At 71.7% G+C, this 17609-nt stretch carries 13 protein-coding genes and 2 pseudogenes; 8 read left to right on the top strand and 7 right to left on the bottom strand.

Going from position 1 to position 17609, the window contains the following annotated elements:
- Positions 1–67 precede the first annotated feature (67 nt).
- Both OHA11_RS41420 and OHA11_RS41415 read right to left on the bottom strand, forming a co-directional pair.
- Positions 68–832 (bottom strand): GntR family transcriptional regulator, encoded by a 765-nt coding sequence (locus tag OHA11_RS41420; protein WP_266507798.1) that lies wholly within the window; start codon positions 830–832, stop codon positions 68–70.
- Between the two features lie 244 nt (positions 833–1076).
- Entirely contained in the window at positions 1077–1961 is an 885-nt protein-coding gene (locus OHA11_RS41415) for an RNA polymerase sigma-70 factor (protein ID WP_266505584.1), read from the bottom strand.
- 266 nt (positions 1962–2227) lie between these two features.
- Here OHA11_RS41415 and OHA11_RS41410 point away from each other — a divergent pair, with 266 nt between their 5' ends.
- From OHA11_RS41410 to OHA11_RS41390, 5 genes and pseudogenes are all read left to right on the top strand, one after another.
- Positions 2228–3058: an alpha/beta fold hydrolase gene (locus tag OHA11_RS41410; protein WP_266505582.1), complete on the top strand. Its 831-nt coding sequence runs from the start codon at positions 2228–2230 to the stop codon at positions 3056–3058.
- Positions 3059–3239: 181 nt separating this feature from the next.
- Positions 3240–3547, top strand: a pseudogene (locus OHA11_RS41405) (PLP-dependent aminotransferase family protein); the annotation flags it as partial.
- Positions 3548–3727: 180 nt separating this feature from the next.
- On the top strand, positions 3728–5308 hold the full coding sequence (locus OHA11_RS41400) for an alkaline phosphatase (RefSeq protein ID WP_266505579.1): 1581 nt from the start codon (positions 3728–3730) through the stop codon (positions 5306–5308).
- A gap of 200 nt (positions 5309–5508) precedes the next feature.
- A pseudogene (locus tag OHA11_RS41395) lies at positions 5509–5835 on the top strand (SWIM zinc finger family protein); the annotation flags it as partial.
- A gap of 222 nt (positions 5836–6057) precedes the next feature.
- The gene (locus OHA11_RS41390; RefSeq protein WP_266505576.1) at positions 6058–7506 is read left to right on the top strand and encodes a GNAT family N-acetyltransferase; all 1449 of its coding nucleotides are present in this window, start codon (positions 6058–6060) and stop codon (positions 7504–7506) included.
- Between the two features lie 150 nt (positions 7507–7656).
- Here the strand turns inward: OHA11_RS41390 and OHA11_RS41385 are convergent, their stop codons facing one another.
- A complete protein-coding gene (locus OHA11_RS41385) occupies positions 7657–8826 on the bottom strand; it encodes a PLP-dependent aspartate aminotransferase family protein (RefSeq protein ID WP_266507797.1) in 1170 nt (389 codons plus the stop codon).
- 168 nt (positions 8827–8994) lie between these two features.
- Here OHA11_RS41385 and OHA11_RS41380 point away from each other — a divergent pair, with 168 nt between their 5' ends.
- A complete protein-coding gene (locus OHA11_RS41380; RefSeq protein WP_266505573.1) occupies positions 8995–9501 on the top strand; it encodes an Lrp/AsnC family transcriptional regulator in 507 nt (168 codons plus the stop codon).
- Between the two features lie 62 nt (positions 9502–9563).
- Positions 9564–11255 (top strand): DUF885 domain-containing protein, encoded by a 1692-nt coding sequence (locus OHA11_RS41375; protein ID WP_266505570.1) that lies wholly within the window; start codon positions 9564–9566, stop codon positions 11253–11255.
- A gap of 236 nt (positions 11256–11491) precedes the next feature.
- Here OHA11_RS41375 and OHA11_RS41370 read toward each other — a convergent pair whose 3' ends face one another.
- The 3 genes from OHA11_RS41370 to OHA11_RS41360 form a co-directional block, all read right to left on the bottom strand.
- Entirely contained in the window at positions 11492–12340 is an 849-nt protein-coding gene (locus OHA11_RS41370) for an SDR family oxidoreductase (RefSeq protein ID WP_266505567.1), read from the bottom strand.
- 269 nt (positions 12341–12609) lie between these two features.
- Positions 12610–13125, bottom strand: coding sequence for an immunity 21 family protein (locus tag OHA11_RS41365; RefSeq protein WP_266505565.1), 516 nt, complete (start codon positions 13123–13125; stop codon positions 12610–12612).
- Between the two features lie 88 nt (positions 13126–13213).
- Positions 13214–13765, bottom strand: coding sequence for a rhodanese-like domain-containing protein (locus tag OHA11_RS41360; protein ID WP_266505562.1), 552 nt, complete (start codon positions 13763–13765; stop codon positions 13214–13216).
- A gap of 177 nt (positions 13766–13942) precedes the next feature.
- On the opposite strand from OHA11_RS41360, the gene OHA11_RS41355 reads away from it, so the two are divergent.
- A complete protein-coding gene (locus tag OHA11_RS41355; RefSeq protein ID WP_266505560.1) occupies positions 13943–14389 on the top strand; it encodes an Lrp/AsnC family transcriptional regulator in 447 nt (148 codons plus the stop codon).
- A 132-nt stretch (positions 14390–14521) separates the two neighbouring features.
- On the opposite strand, the gene OHA11_RS41350 is transcribed toward OHA11_RS41355, so the two are convergent.
- A complete protein-coding gene (locus tag OHA11_RS41350) occupies positions 14522–17509 on the bottom strand; it encodes an SMC family ATPase (RefSeq protein ID WP_266505558.1) in 2988 nt (995 codons plus the stop codon).
- Positions 17510–17609 lie beyond the last annotated feature (100 nt).

Genomic DNA, 17609 nt, shown 5'->3' with positions numbered 1-17609 from the left:
GGATGCGGAGAACGGAACGCGTCGCGCCCCTGAGTACCGGAGCGCGACGCGTACGAGTGGGGGTTCGTCAGGAGGCGCGGCGCTCCGCGGTGTCGTGGTGGATCTCCAGGCCGCCGGAGTCGCCGAACGTCAGCCGGCAGGTGTCGGCGCGGTACGTGGCGACGGAAACCGCCGCCGCGACTCCTTCGGCGAAGAAGCGGGTCGTGACGACGAGGACGGGCGCGCCGGGGAGGCGGTCGAGTTCCTTGGCGTCGTCCGCGCGGGCGGAGCCCAGTTCCACGGAGCGGTCCTGGCTCTCCAGGCCCAGCCGCTGGAGCTCCCGCAGCACGGCACGCGCGCGTGCGGCTCCCGAGGGCGCGTCGATGCCGGACAGGTCGGGCACCGACGCGGCGGGGATGTAAAGGAGTTCGGCGGCGACCGGCTGGCCGTGCGTCGTCCGGGAGCGGCGCACGATGTGCACCTGCTCGTCGGGTTCGGTCTCCAGGGCCTGGGCCACCGCCAGGGGCGGGACCGCCGCCGCGCAGTCCGCGGGCTGCCAGGCGTCGCCGACCGCGCCCGGCCACGTGTGCTGCTCGGATCCGACGGCCACACCCATGCGTGGCGGCGCCACGGTCGTGCCGACGCCACGGCGGCGCTGGAGCCGGCCTTCGAGTTCCAACTGCTCCAAGGCCTGGCGGAGCGTGGCCCTGGCGACGCCGAACCGGGCCGCGAGGTCGCGCTCGTTGGGCAGGATCTCGCCCACCGTGAACTCGGAGTCCAGTGCTTCGCTGAGCACGGTCTTGAGATGCCAGTACTTGGGCTCAGGCACCGTATCCAACTGCGTGGTCCCCACCGTGTCCTCCGCAATCGCCGTGTCCCGGCGGCTTTTAACGCCCTTGTTTATTAAAGGTTCCTGCACTATCCCTGTGACCATATGGCGGCCCCAATCCTTGGTCAAGACCAATCATCGATCCGTTACAGCTCGTACAGGCGTGTTTCCGCAGAGCATTCATATGGCGTTCGCGATGCGCCATATGCATTGACATAACGGCAAAGCCCCCGTCGCATGGACGGGGGCTCGGGCCGGGCGGGGTCTTTCAGTCAACAACGAGAGACAGCAGCTTCTCCGGGTTGCGGATGATGTACACGCACTGGATACGGCCGTCGGCGACGTCCATCTGGAGGACGCTGTCGGGCTTGCCGCCGGACAGCACCAGGAGCGCCGGTCCGCCGTTGACCTCCAGGAAGCGGAACGTCGCGTCCGCAACGCCCTTGCGCGTGATGCCGGAGATGAAGCGGCCCACCTTGTCGGCCGACTCCAGGACCCGCAGCGGCGCCTGGGCCAGTCCGCCACTGTCGCCCACCAGGCGCACGTCGGGGGCCAGCAGGGACATCAGCCCCTCAAGATCGCCCTCCGTCGCCGCGGCGAGAAACCGTTCGGTGAGGTCGCGCTGTTCGGCGGGGTCGACCTCGTAGCGCGGCCGTTTCTCCTCGACGTGCCGACGGGCCCGCCCGGCGAGCTGGCGCACCGCGCTCTCGCTGCGGTCGAGGGTGACCGCGATGTCCGCGTACGGATAGCCGAATGCCTCCCGGAGTACGAACACCGCGCGCTCCAGGGGCGACAGGGACTCCAGGACGACGAGGACGGCCAGGGAGACGGAGTCGGCGAGCACGGCACGCTCCGCCGTGTCGGGGACGCTGTCCCCGAAGTCGGTGACGTACGGCTCGGGCAGCCAGGGTCCTACGTAGGCCTCCTTGCGGGACTGGACGTGCCGCAGCCGGTCGATGGCGAGCCGGGTGGTGATGCGTACCAGGTAGCCGCGTGGTTCGCGTACGTCGGAGCGGTCGGCGCCGGACCAGCGCAGCCAGGCGTCCTGCACCACGTCCTCGGCGTCGGCCACCCGGCCGAGCATGCGGTAGGCGACGCCCGTCAGGACGGGCCGGTGCTCTTCGAAGACCTCGGTCGCGGTATCGGTAGCCACGGCACCATCCCAACCCGACACATCGGTTCGTGTCCAGGCGAAATCGGGGTCCCCGCGCGCGGGGGCCCGGTTCGCGGGGTCAAACAGGAGGGGTACGCAAGGCGTTGGGGGACGTACATCCAGGAGGCTGGACCGGGAGGCGGGCCCAGGAGGTTGGCCTCGGAGGTTGACCCTGGAGGTTGGCAGGAACCGAGGGCTACCCGCGGGTAGCGTTTGCTGACAAGCTGTCTAGGAGCCAGCCGGCCACCAGACTGAGGAGCAGTTCCATGTCCGCCACGGTCTCCCTCACCCTCCCCTCTCCGCACGGCCCGCGGACCGTGACCCTCGCGTACGCGCGCGTGGGCAGCGGCGAACCGCTTCTGCTGCTGCACGGGATAGGCCACCACCGGCAGGCATGGGACCCGGTCGTCGACATCCTGGCGGCCGAGCGCGATGTGATCGCGGTGGACCTGCCCGGCTTCGGCGAGTCGTCGGCGCTGCCCGACGGGATGGCACACGGTCTGCCGACGATGAACGCTGCGCTCGGCGCGCTGTGCGAGACGCTGGAGCTCGATCGGCCGCATGTGGCGGGCAACTCCCTGGGCGGGCTGATCGCCCTGGAACTGGGCCGCGAGAAGCTCGTACGGTCCGTCACGGCGCTTTCTCCCGCCGGGTTCTGGTCTCCGGTCGAGCGGCGGTACGCGTTCGGGCTGCTGCAGGCGATGCGGGCGGCGGCGCGGAGTATGCCGCTGCCGGTGGTCGAGCGGCTGTCCCGGTCGGCGGCCGGGCGCGCGGTGCTGACGAGCAGCATCTACGCGCGCCCGGGGCGCCGTTCACCCGAGGCGGTCGTCGCCGAGACCCTCGCGCTGGCGGGCGCCGAGGGGTTCACCGAGACCCTCAGGGCCGGCAGCTCGGTGCAGTTCACGGACGACGTCCCCGGGCTTCCCGTCACCGTCGCGTGGGGTACCCGGGACCGGATTCTGGTGCGCCGCCAGGGGATCCGTGCCAAGCACGTCATTCCGCGGGCCCGGCTGGTGCGACTGCCCGGCTGCGGGCACGTCCCGATGAACGACGACCCGGCGCTGGTCGCCCGGGTCATCCTGGACGGCAGCCGCTGAGCCGCCGCGCGCTCGTCGGCTCAACGCGCCCGACCCCAGGGCGACTCCGGCGCCGACGAGGGCACTGCCCGCGGCTTGGGGTGCCCCGTAGGAGCCCGTTCCGAGAGCGGACAGCAGGCGCGGCCCGAGCGGCCGCAGGACGGGCACGGCGAGCACCGCGAAGCCGACCTCGCCGACGAGCGCGTACAAGGAGCGCCGCGACACCCTTGTCGCGGCCCTGGAGGAGCACTTTGCGGGGAACGGAGATCTCCGGCGTCGCCGCCGGTCTCCATGTCATCGCCGCACTGCCCTATCGCTACGGTCCACCGGCCCGCTTCCTGGAGCGGACGGCCCACGGCCGGAGTCGCAGTCCACCCCCTCACGCACTACACCCACGCCCCGACGGAGGACGACGTGGTGCGTCTGGTGCTCGGATACGCCCACGCCTCTCCGACACGCATCCGCGAGGGAGTACGCCTGATGGCCACGGCGGTGCGGGCCGCCCTGTAAGGGGCGCGGGGAACCGCGCGACCAGCCCCCACAACCCGCACGTCATCAACCAACCCGCACCACCCTGGCCCAACCCAGCGGAGCGCCCCCGCGTTGTTCACGTGTGGTTTGTTTGTCCGCTGCGGTGCACCGATAAGTCTGGCCCTGCACAGTGGTCGATCCCGTCCCAGGAGGCGTTCCATGTCACACCGTCCGCCGAGCCCCTTCCCCGGCCGCCGCGGCGTCCTGCGCGGCTCGCTCGCCGCGTCGGCGGCGCTTGCCCTGCCCTCCGCCGTCGGTGCGGCCCCGGCGTTCGCCCTGTCCGGGCGGCCGAAGGCGGAATGGGGCGTGCAGGCCGGAGACGTGACCACGCACTCCGGCCACGTCTGGGTGCGCTCCGACCGGCCCGCGCGCATGATCGTGGAGACCTCCGCGACCGAGTCGTTCCGCAGGCCGAAACGGTGGCACGGTCCGCTGCTGGGCGCCGACACGGACTTCACGGGCAAGGTCCCGCTGCGCGGCCTGCCGGCGGGCGAGCAGATCCACTACCGGGTGACGCTGGCCGACCCGCACGACTACCGCCGCACCGGTGAGCCCGTACTGGGCACCTTCCGGACCGCGCCCGACAAGCGGCGCCAGGGCGTCCGGTTCCTCTGGTCGGGCGACATCGTGGGCCAGGGCTGGGGCATCAACCCGGACATCGGCGGCCTCTACGCGTACGAGGAGATGCGCCGCCTGAACCCGGACTTCTTCCTGTGCAGCGGCGACACGATCTACGCGGACGGTCCCCTGTCGGCGTCCGTGACACTCCCGGACGGCCGTGTCTGGCGGAACGTCACCACCGAGGAGAAGTCCAAGGTCGCGGAGACCCTCGCCGAGTACCGGGGCAACTTCCGCTATTCGCTGCTCGACGAGAACGTACGCCGGTTCAACGCCGAGGTGCCGACGATCATCCAGTGGGACGACCACGAGGTTGTCAACAACTGGTACCCGGGCGAGATCCTCACCGACGCCCGCTACACGGTGAAGGACGTCAACACGCTGGCCACCCGCGCCCGCAAGGCGTTCAGCGAGTACTTCCCGATCTCCACGCTGCCCTCCACGGGCGAGGACGGCCGGGTGCACCGGGTCGTGCACCACGGTCCGCTGCTGGACGTGTTCGTGCTCGACATGCGTACGTACCGCAACGCCAACTCGCCGGACCGCCAGCCCGACGACACCAACGGCATCCTGGGCGCGGAGCAACTGGTCTGGCTGAAGCGGGAGCTGGCACGGTCGCGCGCCGTGTGGAAGGTGATCGCCGCGGACATGCCACTCGGCCTGGTCGTGCCGGACGGCGCGACGGACATCGAGGCCGTCGCGCAGGGCGACCCGGGCGTCCCGCTCGGCCGCGAGCTCCAGATCGCGGAGCTGCTGCGGTTCGTCAAGCACCGCCGGATCACCGGCACGGTGTGGCTGACGGCGGACGTGCACTACACCTCGGCGCAGCACTACGACCCGTCGCGCGCGGCTTTCAAGGACTTCGCGCCGTTCTGGGAGTTCGTCTCCGGTCCGCTGGCGGCCGGCGGGTTCCCGGCGAACGCGCTGGACGGCACCTTCGGTCCCGACCGGGTCTTCATCAAGGCGCCGACGACGGCGAACGTCTCGCCGATGGAGTCCTCGCAGTACTTCGGCGAGGTCGACATCGACGGTGACAGCGGCGAACTGACGGTCCGGCTGCGGGCGACGGGAGGTTCGGTGCTGTTCACGAAGGTGCTGCAGCCGGGGCGTGTGGGGCAGTAGTTCGCGCACGCACGGATTTGGCTGATCCCCGCACTCACGGATCAGCGGGTCCCGTACCCTCGGATCTTGTGCCGCGTACCGGCGTCATCCCCCGGTGCGCGGCACAACCGTTGGCCCAATTCTTGAGTTTGCGTTGGCCCAATTCTTAAGTTTGCGCAGGTCAGGGCCGATTGTCAGTGGTCGCCTCTACGGTTTTTCCCATGACGCGATCTCTGCAGGCCGTGGCCTACACCCGACCCTCCGCGCTGGAGTCCGCACCGGGCGGACGGCGCCTGGGGCTTGAGACCTCGCGGGGTGCGACGCCCCGCGGTGTCGAGGACCATCCGCGTTTCTTCGCGGGCTTCCTGACGTCACCTCAGGTGGCCTCGGCGGGTCTGCTCGCGGTGGCGGACGTGGCGGGCGCGCGGTACTACCAGCGGCAGCTGCGGGCTTCGCTGGACCCGATGGTCACGGGCAACGGCGACCGGCTCCGCTTCGAGTCCTTCTCCGGGTGCGGTGGGGTGTACGCGCGTCTGGACGTGCTGGACCGGCGAGGCTCGTCCCGACTCGTCACCCAGGCCCGGCGGTTGCGTGCCACGTTGGATCAGCGGGTGGCCGCCTGACCTGACCGTCCGACCCGGCTGTTCGCCTGAGCGCTCGACTCACATCAAAGAGCCGTAAAAAATGCAACAAAGAGGGCGGAAGCATACTTAACCGATCAGTCACAAAGCGTTCGTGATCACGCAACACCCATCCTTCACAGTGACTGTATGACTCAAGACATGTCTCAAGTGACGCGAACGAAAAACGGGCGGCCGGTTCACCACTGGCGCCGGGATCTCGTCGAACTGGCCGCGCTGTTCACGGCGGTGGCGGTCGCCGACGCCGTGGCCAACTTGATCGGGCACGGCCCCGACGGCCCCGCCCTCCTCGTGATCTCGGCGATCGTGCTGGTCGCCACGGCAGGATTCCACACGTGGTGGTCACGACGCCACGGCCATGCCCCTCCGACAGGTGATACCGGCACCCGGCCGACCGCCGCCGCGCGGAAGGCCGGGGCGTCCGAAGCGGACGCCACCGCACCGGAGGCTCTCGCCGGGGAGACCGTGCTGTGGCGGATGCGGACCACCGTTCGGGACGAGCCGGGCTCACTGGCCGCCCTGTGCGTGGCCCTGGCGGAACAGCGAGTAGACATTCTCAGCCTGCAGACGCACCCGCTGGCCGAGGGCACCGTGGACGAGTTCCTGCTGCGGGCTCCCGCGCCGGTGGCGGCCTCCGACGTCACCCGGGCGGTGTCGCGGGCGGGCGGCACCGGCACCTGGATCGAGCGAGCCGACGCACACGACCTGGTGGACGCGCCCACCCGGGTGCTGGGCCTGGCCACGCGCACGGCGCTGGACGCGGCCGAACTGCCGTTGGCGCTCCGGCAGTTGCTGGGGCGGTGCACGATCCGGTCACTGCCCGCCGGGTCGGTGCGCGGTGAGCGCGCGGGCGAAGAGGCGCCCGTCGAGGGGGCGTTGGAGGACACCGTGATGCGGCTGCGCGCCCCGGAAGGCGGAGTGATCACTGTGGAGCGGCCGTATCTGCCGTTCACACCCACCGAGTTCGCGCGGGTCCGGGCGCTGGTCGAGTTGGACGCGCGGCTCGGTCCGCGTGTCCCCCGCAGCCAGGACGTTCTGACGCTGCCCCAGGGCAGCGACATCACGGTGCGCCGCGCCGACGCCGATGACCTCGACGCGGCGAAAGCCATGCACGAGCGGTGCTCGCAGCGCACGCTGAGCCTGCGCTACCACGGGCCGGTCGGTGACGCCGACACGTACCTCAACCACCTGCTCAGCCCCCACTTCGGGCGCACCCTCGCCGTGCAGACCGCGTCGGGGCGCATCGTCGGGCTCGGACATCTCCTCTGGGACGGCGACGAGACGGAGATCGCGCTGCTCGTCGAGGACGACTGGCAGCGGCGCGGTATCGGCGGCGAACTGCTCGGCCGACTGGTGACGATGGCCATCGAGACGGGCTGCGAGAGCGTGTACGCCGTCACGCAGTCGTCCAACACCGGCATGGTCGCCACGATGCGCGGCCTCGGCCTTCCCCTCGACTACCAGATCGAGGAGGGCACACTCGTCATCACGGCCCGCCTCGACGCGGCGCCGGTGAGTTCGGGACTGCCGTACGACGAGATCGAGCGGTACGAGCCGGAGCACTCCGTGCGGGACTGACGAAGAGGCGAGCGATCCGATCTCTTGGAGATCGTTCCGCGACGGCGGCAGGTCCGGCGAGGTGCGCCGGACCTGCCGCCGTTCCCGCCGTTCCCACCGTTCCCGCAGCTCCCGCCGCTCCCGCCGCTCCCGCCGCTCCCGCCAGGACCCTCACCCGCCCAACGCCCCCTCCAGATCCCGCCAAAGATCCTCCACGTCCTCCAGTCCCACCGACAGCCGCAGCAGCCGGTCGCTCACTCCGCTGTGGCGCCGGTCCTCCGCAGCCACGATGCGGTGGCTGATCGAAGCGGGATGCTGGATCAGCGTGTCGACGCTGCCAAGGCTCACCGCCGGGGTGATGAGGCGGACGGCGGCGATGACCTCGTGCGGATCGCCGTGGATCTCAAAGGCGATCATCGCTCCCCCGAGCCGCGGATAGTGGACCCGGGCGACACGTGGGTCGGTGGCAAGGCGCCGGACCAGTTCGGCCGCGTTCGCGGAGGCAGCCCGCACGCGTACGGGCAGGGTCGACAGCCCGCGCAGCAACAGATAGCCGGCGAGTGGATGCAGCACACCCCCCGTGGCGAACCGGACCTGCCGCAGCCGCCCGGCGAACTCCTCGTCGCAGGCCACCACCCCCGCCATCACATCACCATGCCCGCCCAGGTATTTGGTGGCGCTGTGCAGCACGAGCCGCGCGCCCTGTTCCGCGGGCCGTTGCAGCACCGGCGTGGCGAAGGTGTTGTCGGCGAGCAGCGGAACGCTTCCGCAGGCGCGGGCGATCGCCCGCAGATCGAGTTCGGCGAGCGTCGGATTGGCGGGCGACTCGACCAGAACGAGACCGGTGTCCGGCCGCAGGGCATCGGCGATCCCCGCCGGGTCGACCCACGTCACCTCGGACCCGAGCAGCCCGGCCGTCAGCAGGTGGTCGCTGCATCCGTACAGGGGCCGTACGGCCACGACATGGCGCAAGCCCATGGAGTTCCGTACGAGCAGTACGGCACTCAGCGCGGCCATGCCGCTCGCGAACGCGACAGCGCTCTCGGTGCCCTCCAGACGGGCGAGGGCGGTCTCGAAGCGGGCGACGGTCGGGTTGCCGAGGCGGCCGTAGACCGGCGGGCCGTCCAGCTCGGCCCCGTCCATGGCGAAGGCGTCGATACGGGCGGCCTCGCCCCGGCTGTCGTACGACGGGTAGGTCGTGGACAGGTCGATCGGCGGGGCGTGCAGCCCCTGCCGGGCGAGATCGTCCCGCCCGGCGTGCACGGCCTCGGTGGCCAGCGCCCGCACGCCGCTCCCGTTCAACCCGACCTCCCCTTCCCCGGCCGCCGCGCCCCGATCCATCACCTGCCCGGCCGTCGCCTCCCTGTCCGCCGGCTCCCTGGCCGTCGCCCGACCCGCTCCCCCTACGTCGTCACACCTGCCACGCACATCAACGCTGCCGAAGTCCATGGACAGCAGACTGAACACCGAACGGGCGGCATGGCCCTCATCCCGTGTTACGTTCGGGCCATGGCCGAATCCGTCGTACTGGACCCGGTGGATCTTCATCTTCTGCGGTTGCTGCAGAACGACGCCCGGGCCACCTACCGCGACCTCGCCGCGCAGGTGGGTGTCGCGCCCTCGACCTGTCTGGACCGGGTGACCCGTCTGCGCCGGGCGGGCATCATCCTGGGCCATCAGCTGCGCCTCGATCCGGCCAAGCTGGGGCGCGGCCTGGAGGCGCTGCTGTCCGTGCAGGTCAGGCCACACCGGCGGGAGTTGGTCGGGCCGTTCGTGGATCGGATCAGGGCGCTGCCCGAGTCCCGGACCGTGTTCCACCTCACCGGGCCGGACGACTACCTCGTCCATGTCGCGGTCGCGGACATGACCGATCTGCAGCGGCTGGTCCTCGACGGGTTCACGGCACACCGCGAGGTGGCCCGCGTCGAGACCCGGTTGATCTTCCAACAGTGGGACTGCGGGCCTCTGCTGCCACCCGAGTCACCAGCGATCACGCCCTCGGCGAAAACGGGCTGACGGGGCACCGGGCCCGGTAAACCGGGCTGACGCGGCGCCCGTCATCGTATGAGGATGGCCGCATGTCACAGACGAAGAACCCGCTGCCCCGCGAGGTCGCCGACGCCTACGTCGACGACCTCATCGCCCTCGACCCGGTCACCGGTACGTATCTCGGCGTGAAGGAGAGTTCGGGCGCGCTGCCCGACACCTCGCCCGCCGGCCAGGAGGCGCTCGCCGCACTCGCACGGGCGACGCTGGCGCGGCTCGACGAGGCGGAGCGGCAGCCGGGCGCCGACAGTGACATCGAGCGCCGCTGCGCACGCCTGCTGCGCGAGCGGCTCACCGCCGAACTCGGTGTGCACAAGGCGGAAGAGGGCCTGCGGGCCGTCGGCAACATGCACACGGCCGTGCACGCGGTGCGTGAGGTGTTCACGGTGACGCCCACGGACACGGACGAGGACTGGGCCGCGATCGCCCAGCGGCTGCGCGCCGTGCCGACGGCCCTCGACGGCTACCGCGAATCCCTCTCCCTCGGCCTGGAGCGCAAGCTGTACGCGGGCCCGCGCCCCACCGCGACGTTCATCGAGCAGCTCACGGAGTGGTCGGACACGGACGGTTCGGGCCGCGGCTGGTTCGAGGACTTCGCCTCGGCCGGCCCCGAGACCCTGCGCGCGGAGCTCGACGAGGCCGCCCGCGCGGCGACCGCCGCCGTCGTCGCGCTGCGCGACTGGATGCGCGAGGTGTACGCGCCCGCGATCGAGGGCGCACCGAACACCGTGGGCCGCGAGCGGTACGCGCGCTGGTCGCGCTACTTCAACGGCACGGATCTCGACCTGGACGAGGCGTACGCGTACGGCTGGGCCGAGTACCACCGCCTCCTCGCCGAGATGAAGAAGGAGGCCGAGAAGGTCCTGCCCGGCGCCGGGACCCCGTGGGTGGCGCTCGCGCACCTGGACGAGCACGGCAGGCACATCGAGGGCGTCGACGAGGTCCGCGAGTGGCTGCAGGGCCTGATGGACCAGGCGATCGAGGAGCTGGACGGCACGCACTTCGAACTCGCCGAGCGGGTACGGAAGGTGGAGTCCCGCATCGCCCCGCCGGGCAGCGCCGCGGCCCCGTACTACACGGCACCGTCCGAGGACTTCACGCGCCCCGGCCGTACGTGGCTGCCGACGATGGGACTGACCCGCTTCCCGGTGTACGACCTGGTGTCGACCTGGTATCACGAGGGCGTCCCCGGCCACCACCTCCAGCTGGCGCAGTGGGCGCACGTCGCCGAGAACCTCTCTCGCTACCAGGCGACCATCGGCGGCGTCAGCGCCAACTGCGAGGGCTGGGCGCTGTACGCGGAGCGGCTGATGGACGAACTCGGCTACCTCAAGGACGCGGAGGAGCGGCTCGGCTACCTGGACGCCCAGATGATGCGGGCGGCCCGCGTCATCGTCGACATCGGTATGCACCTGGAGCTGGAGATTCCGGCGGACTCGCCCTTCCACCCGGGCGAGCGCTGGACTCCCGAGCTGGCGCAGGAGTTCTTCGGCGCGCACAGCAGCCGCCCGGCGGACTTCGTGGAGAGCGAGCTGACCCGCTACCTCTCCATCCCCGGCCAGGCCATCGGCTACAAGCTCGGCGAGCGCGCCTGGCTGCTGGGCCGTGAGAACGCGCGGAAGCGCCACGGCGACGCGTTCGACGCGAAGGCCTGGCACATGGCGGCGCTGTCCCAGGGTTCGCTGGGCCTGGACGACCTGGTGGACGAGTTGTCCCGACTCTGACGGGGCACGGGGCACGGCGGCCGGGCTCGGCACCGCATCGCATCGCAGTTGAGCGCGGCGGTGCGAGGAGCCCGGTCGCCGGACCACACGTTGCCGGACTACATGTCTCAGGGCCACACGTTGCCGGACCACATATTGCTGGGCCACACGTTGCCGGACCACATGTCGGCGGCCACATGTCGCAGGGCCACATGGGGGCGAACCACACGTCGGGGAATCGCATGTCAGCGAACGCCTCAGCGCCTGAATCCACCTTCCGAGTCGATCACCTGCCCGGTGACCCACTCGGCCTCGCCCGTCGAGAGCCAGGCGATGAGCCGCGCGGGATCGTCCGGCATTCCCCAGCGCCCGGCAGGAAACATCGCGGCGATGGTCTCGTACGCGTCTCCCGTCAGGTAGCCCGTGTCGACGGGGCCGGGATTCACCGTGTTCACGGTGACCGCGTGCTCGGCGAGCGTGGTCGCCAGGGAGCGGGTCGCCGAGGCGAGGGCGCCCTTCTGAAGGGCGTACGCGATCTCGCCCGGCATGCCGCCCGCGATGTCCTGACCCGACGTCATCATCACCACACGCCCACCCGCCGTACGCGGTGGCAGGGCAGCGCGCAGCCTGGCGTAGGCCTGGACAAGCAGGATCACGGAACGGGTGTCGACGGCCCAGTGCGCGTCGAGCATCGCGGCATCGATCGTGTCGAGCGGGCCGTCCGAGCCGCTGAGCGCGTGGTTGGCGACGAGGATGTCGATCCGTCCGCCGAGCGTGTCGGCGGCCGTGGCGATCAGTTCGGCCGGAGCCGCCGGGTCGGAGAGGTCGCCCGGCCCGTCGACAACCCGCGCCCCGGGGTCGGCGAGCGCCTCGCGAACCCCGGCGACCACGGCTTCGGGGCGGTCGGCGCCCCAGGGCATCTCGGCGTCGTGCGGTACGTGGTGATGCACGTACACACTCGCTCCGTACGCGGCCAGCCGTCGGGCCACGGCATAGCCGATCCCACTACGTCGGCTGGCTCCGGTGACCAGGGCGGTACGCCCGCGCAGCGGAAGGGGGTCACGGCGAAGGGATTCGGGGGTGGGGGAAGGGAGTTGGGGTGGCATGGCGGACCATGATGGGCGGCGCCGACGCACGTCGCATGTCATTTTCCGCGGTGGGCGACGCGATTCGGCTCACGCGTGCGGGACAGGCTGGGCGGACGGGGCGGGCCGCCAGGCACGGGTGCCCGGACATCACGCCAGCCCCTCGACCGAGGCAGGTCCGCGGGCACCTCGCTGCCCCGCCCTCGCTCACTGCCCAAGACCGTCCATCACTGCCTTAGGCCATCCGTCACTGCCCACGGCCATCCATCGCTGCCCGAGGCCATCCGTCATCACTGCCCGAGCGGCCTCAGTTGCACGAGCCGGATCCACGTCTCGGGCCCCGGTTCCGCATGCGCCGCCCGCACCGCGTACCGCCCCGGCTCCAGCGCGATCCGCAGATGCCCCGTCTTCGTCGACTCCTCCCCCGGCCACGCCGCGTCGAACAGCACGACGGGCCCGGGGATCTCCCAGTGCACTTCCCGCTGCCACACCGCACCCGCGAGAGCGGCCGGAACCCCGGCCAACAGCTCGCGCTCGGACTCCCCGGCACACCACCGTACGAAGGTGCCGTGCTCCGGCAGATACGCCGTCGCGGCGGGATCGTCGCCGAGGACGAGGGCGGTGGTGTTGCCGACGGGCAGCAGGCCGATGAAGCCATCCACCTCGCATGCCCTGTCGTAGTCGGAGGCGAGTTCGACGCCGTCGGCCCCCGTCCAGAACGGCAGCACCACTTCCGGTACCGCAATGAGCGGTCCGCCGCCCGACTCCACCCACTCGACCGAACTGGGACCCGCGTAACTCGCCATGCCAAGAAGTTACATGGCGCGACGGCCCGGAATTGACGGTTCCTTTGCACTCCGCGCGAGGTGATACACGACTGAGTCCGTATGCCGGTCAGCACCCGCAGTCCGCCGCGCCGCCCGGCGCCGATGGGGGTGCCCCCGCGCGAGCTTTGTTCGAGCGTGGGGGAGGGTCGGCGGCGCGCCGCTCGTGTCCCTCCCAGGTCTCGAACTCGAAGCCCTCGCGCACCCAGTACTCGAAGCCGCCGAGCATCTCCTTGACCTGGAAGCCGAGTTGGGCGAGGGCGAGGGCGGCACGGGTCGCGCCGTTGCAGCCGGGACCCCAGCAGTACGTGACCACCGGCACGGCCCTGGCAAGGAGTTGCTCCGCCTGCGCGGGGATGAGCGCGGTGGGCAGATGGATCGCGCCGGGCACATGGCCCTGGTCCCAGGACTCCGTGGAGCGGGAGTCGAGGACGACGAAGCCGGGCTCGCCGTCCGCGGCCAGCGCGGCGGCGACGTCGGACACGTCGGTGTGGAAGGCGAGGCTCGCACCGAAGTAGGCGGCGGCAGCGGCGGGCGTCGCCGGGGCGGCTCGCAGAACGGGGTTCACGTCGATGGTGCCGCCGGTGCGGGTGCCGCCCGTAGTGGTGCTGGTCGCGGTCATGGTTGGCCTTCCCTCCTGGTCCCGCCGACACCGTCGTACGACGGCCGGGCGCCTTCTCTGCGCCGTCTGCGCGGAACTCCATGGCCAGAAAACCTACGGCCGGTGATCCGCTTCCTGAAGGAGCAATCCACGGCCCCGTACTTGATCCCCCGGGGATTCCCCTGCTATCCCTCGACCATGACCGCGTATTCCCCGGACGCCACCGACTGGCGCATTCTCGAAGTCCTCCAGCGCGAGGGCCGGGCCAGTTTCGCCGAGCTGGCCCGTGCCGTCTCGATGTCCGCGAGTGCGGTCACCGAACGGGTGCGCCGCCTGGAGGAGGCAGGCGTCATCCAGGGGTACGCGGCGGTCGTCGACCCGGAGAGCCTGGGCCTGCCGATCATGGCTTTCGTGCGGCTGCGCTATCCGCACGGCAACTACAAGCCGTTCCACGATCTGGTCGCCGCGACCCCCGAGATCCTGGAGGCTCACCACGTCACGGGGGACGACTGCTTCGTCATCAAGGTCGCGACGCGCTCGATGAGCCACCTGGAGGAGGTGTCGGGCAGGATCGGCACACTCGGCTCGGTGACGACGAGCGTCGTGTACTCGTCCCCCTTGCCACGACGGCCCCTCGGCCGCTGAAAGCGCGGCCACCAAGCCCTGTTGCCTCCCGAAACCCGGCGGCCTCCCGAAACCCGACGGCTTGCCGAAACCCCGGTCCAGCCCAGCCCAGCCCCGGTCAGGTCAGGTCAGGTCAGGTCACTCGACCCGCGGTCAGCCGCCCCGCTGCCGAACGACCGACCCCGACCGGCCCTTCACGACCTCCAGCTGCGCATGGATCCGCCGCCGAAGATCGGCGACATGGCTGACGATGCCGACGCTGCGGTCCCGCTCCCGTAGCGAGTCGAGGACGTCGAGGACCTCGTCGAGCGTCTGGTCGTCGAGGCTGCCGAAGCCCTCGTCGATGAAGAGCGTGTCGAGGCGTACGCCCCCGGCCTCGTCGGTGACCACGTCGGCGAGGCCCAGTGCGAGGGCGAGGGAGGCGAAGAACGTCTCGCCGCCGGACAGCGTCGCCGTGTCGCGCTCCCGTCCGGTCCAGGCGTCGACGACGTGCAGGCCGAGGCCGCTCCGGCCGCGCCCGGCCCGGTCGTCGGAGTGGACGAGGGTGTAGCGCCCCGAGGACATGCGCGCCAGACGCGTGGTCGCGGCTGCGGCGACCTGCTCCAGACGGGCGGCGAGGACGTAGGACTCCAGGCGCATCCTGCGTTCGTTGTCCGCGGACGTGCCCGCCGCGAGCGTGGCGAGGCGGGCCACCCGGTCGTACTCCTCGCGCAGCGGCCCCAGTCTGCGTACGGAACCGCCCGCCCGGTGGGTCAGCCGGTCGAGTTCCGTGCAGCGGCGCCCGGCCGCGTCGCGCGCGGAGGCCGCCTCACTCGCCCGTTGGCCGGCGGCGGATGCGGCCTGCTCGGCCGCCTGGAGGTCGGCGGGCGGCTGCCCGGCGGCGGCCGTCGTCTCGGCCTCGGCGAGCACCGCGCGGACCGCCGCCGCCTCCTGTTGCCAGGCGTCGAGCCTTCGCTGGAGGTCGCGATGAGCCGCGTCGTCCAGGACGGCGGCCGCCGCGGCCTGCGGTGTGTCGAACCCTGCGCGGAAGGCCGCGTCGGCGAGTCGCGCGTCGGCGTCCTTCAGCCGCTGGGCGGTGTCCGCCGCGACACGGGCGGCGTCCGCTGCCTCGGTGAGCAGCGCGACCTGCCGCTCCAACTGCGCGGCCCGCGCCGCAACGCTGCCCGCCGAACCCCGGGCCGACGTCAACTCCCCTTCCAGTGAGTCCCGTTCACGATCGAGGGCGTCTCGATGCGAGGCACGGGACGCGACCCGGCGGGCGGCCTCATGCTGGTTGGCGAGTCGCCGTTCGTGCTCACGCTCGGCCTGGCCCAGGGCCTCACGGGCCGCGTGCAGTCCGGAAGCGGTGCCGTGCGCCTCCGCATGACTCCGCTCCAACTCCTCGGCCAGTTGGGCGAGTTGCCCGGTGGGCAGGTCCCCCGCCTCGGCCGTCGCGGCGGCCAGCGCCTCGCGGACGACCCCGAGCCGCCGCTCCTCCTCGGTGCGCTGCTCATCGGCACGCTGGTACGCGGCGAGCGCGGACTCCTCGGCCTGCTGGTCGACGTGTCCGTCGATCTTCCGGGCGGGCGCCGGGTGTTCGGTGGCACCGCAGACGGCGCACGCCTCGCCGTCCACCAGGCCGGCGGCGAGTTCCGCGGCGATGCCCATCAGGCGCTGTTCCTTGAGGTCCAGCCAGTGGGCGCGCGCGTCCGTGGCCCGCTCGCGTGCGGCGAGCACGCGCGTGTGGGCCTCGTCCGTGTCCCCGGCGAGCTGGTCGCGCAGCCGGGCGGCCGCGAGCCGCGCCTGTGCGGGCTCGCGCTGGACGGCGAGCTGCTCGGCGAGGGTGGCGGCCTCCTGGGCAGCCTCGATACGCGTCTGCAGGTCCGCACGGGTCGCGTCCCACTCGGCGAGCCAGGTCTCGGCATCGTGCAGCACGTCCTCGTCGGCGCGCTCCTGCCGGTCCAACCCGCCCCGCTCGTCGGCGAGTTCGGCGAGCCGCTGCTCGGCGCGCCGAGCCGACTCCAGCCCGCCCAGTTCCTCGGCGGCCTTGCGAGCGGCGGCAGCGAGGCCCGTCGCCCCGGCGTCGGCGAAGGTCTCCGGCAGGAGGGCCCGCGCGCGTGCCTCCGTATCGGCCGCTCTCCGATGCTCGGTCTCCGTCGCGTCGCGCAGCCCGAGCGCGGGCGCCACCGCCTCGGCCTTGCGGGCACGCTCCATGCGCGCCTGGGCCTCCCGATGGGCACCGGACCGCTCCTCCAGCCGAGCGGCCCGCTCCCGCGCCTCGCCGAACCGGCGCTGGAGCCGCGCCACTTCCCGTACGTCCTCCAGTACGCGAGCTGCGGCGACCTGCGCCGACTCGGCGGCCGTCTGCGCGCAGTGGGCGACCGTGTACCTCTCGCGGGCCGTGCTTCTGGCGATCGCCGCCCACTCCAGTACGGACTCGGCAAGCCCCGGGTCGCCCGGCGACACGTCGGGCAGCGGCAGCTCCACGATGTCTCCGGCCGCCTGCTGCATGCGGTGCGCGTCGGCCAGCAACTCCCCGTCCCCCGCGCGCACTTGGGACTCGGCGGCGCGGCGGCGCTCGGCCAGTCGTTGTTCGACGGCGGCGAAGCGGTGGGTGTCGAAGAGCCGGCCGAGGAGCTTGCCGCGGGCCTCGGCGTCGGCCCGCAGGAAGCGCGCGAAGTCCCCCTGGGGCAGCAGCACGACCTGGCAGAACTGCTCGCGGCTCATGCCGAGCAGCTGGGTGATCTCCTCGCCGATCTCCTGGTGGGAGCGGCTGAGGTCCTTCCAGGAGCCCGCCGCCGTGTCGTACTCACGCAGCCAGCTCTGCGCCTTCTCGGTCGTCGTACCCGCGCCGCGCTTCTTGGGGCGCTCCCAGGGCGGCTGCCGGGTGACCTCCAACCGGCGGCCCGCTACGGTGAGTTCGAGGGTCACCTCGGTTCGGGTGGCGGCCAGTGCGTGGTCGCTGCGCAGCGAACCGCCCTGGCGGGCGCCCGGTACGGATCCGTACAGCGCGAAGCAGACGGCGTCCAGGACGGACGTCTTGCCCGCGCCCGTCGGCCCGTGCAGCAGAAAGAGCCCGGCGGCCGACAGATCGTCGAAGTCGACTTCCTGGGCGCCGCCGAACGGCCCGAAGGCGGTGATGTGCAGCCGGTGCAGCCTCATCGGGCCCCCGCCCCCTCGACGTCCAGGTCACACATCGCCACAGGGCTCTCCATGGATCCCGCCTCTGGATCCCGCCTCGCCGTGCACCCGGTTCCGCGCG

This window comes from Streptomyces sp. NBC_00878 (genome assembly GCF_026341515.1).
Lineage (GTDB): Bacteria > Actinomycetota > Actinomycetes > Streptomycetales > Streptomycetaceae > Streptomyces.
This window is presented reverse-complemented; position numbering and strand designations above follow the sequence as displayed.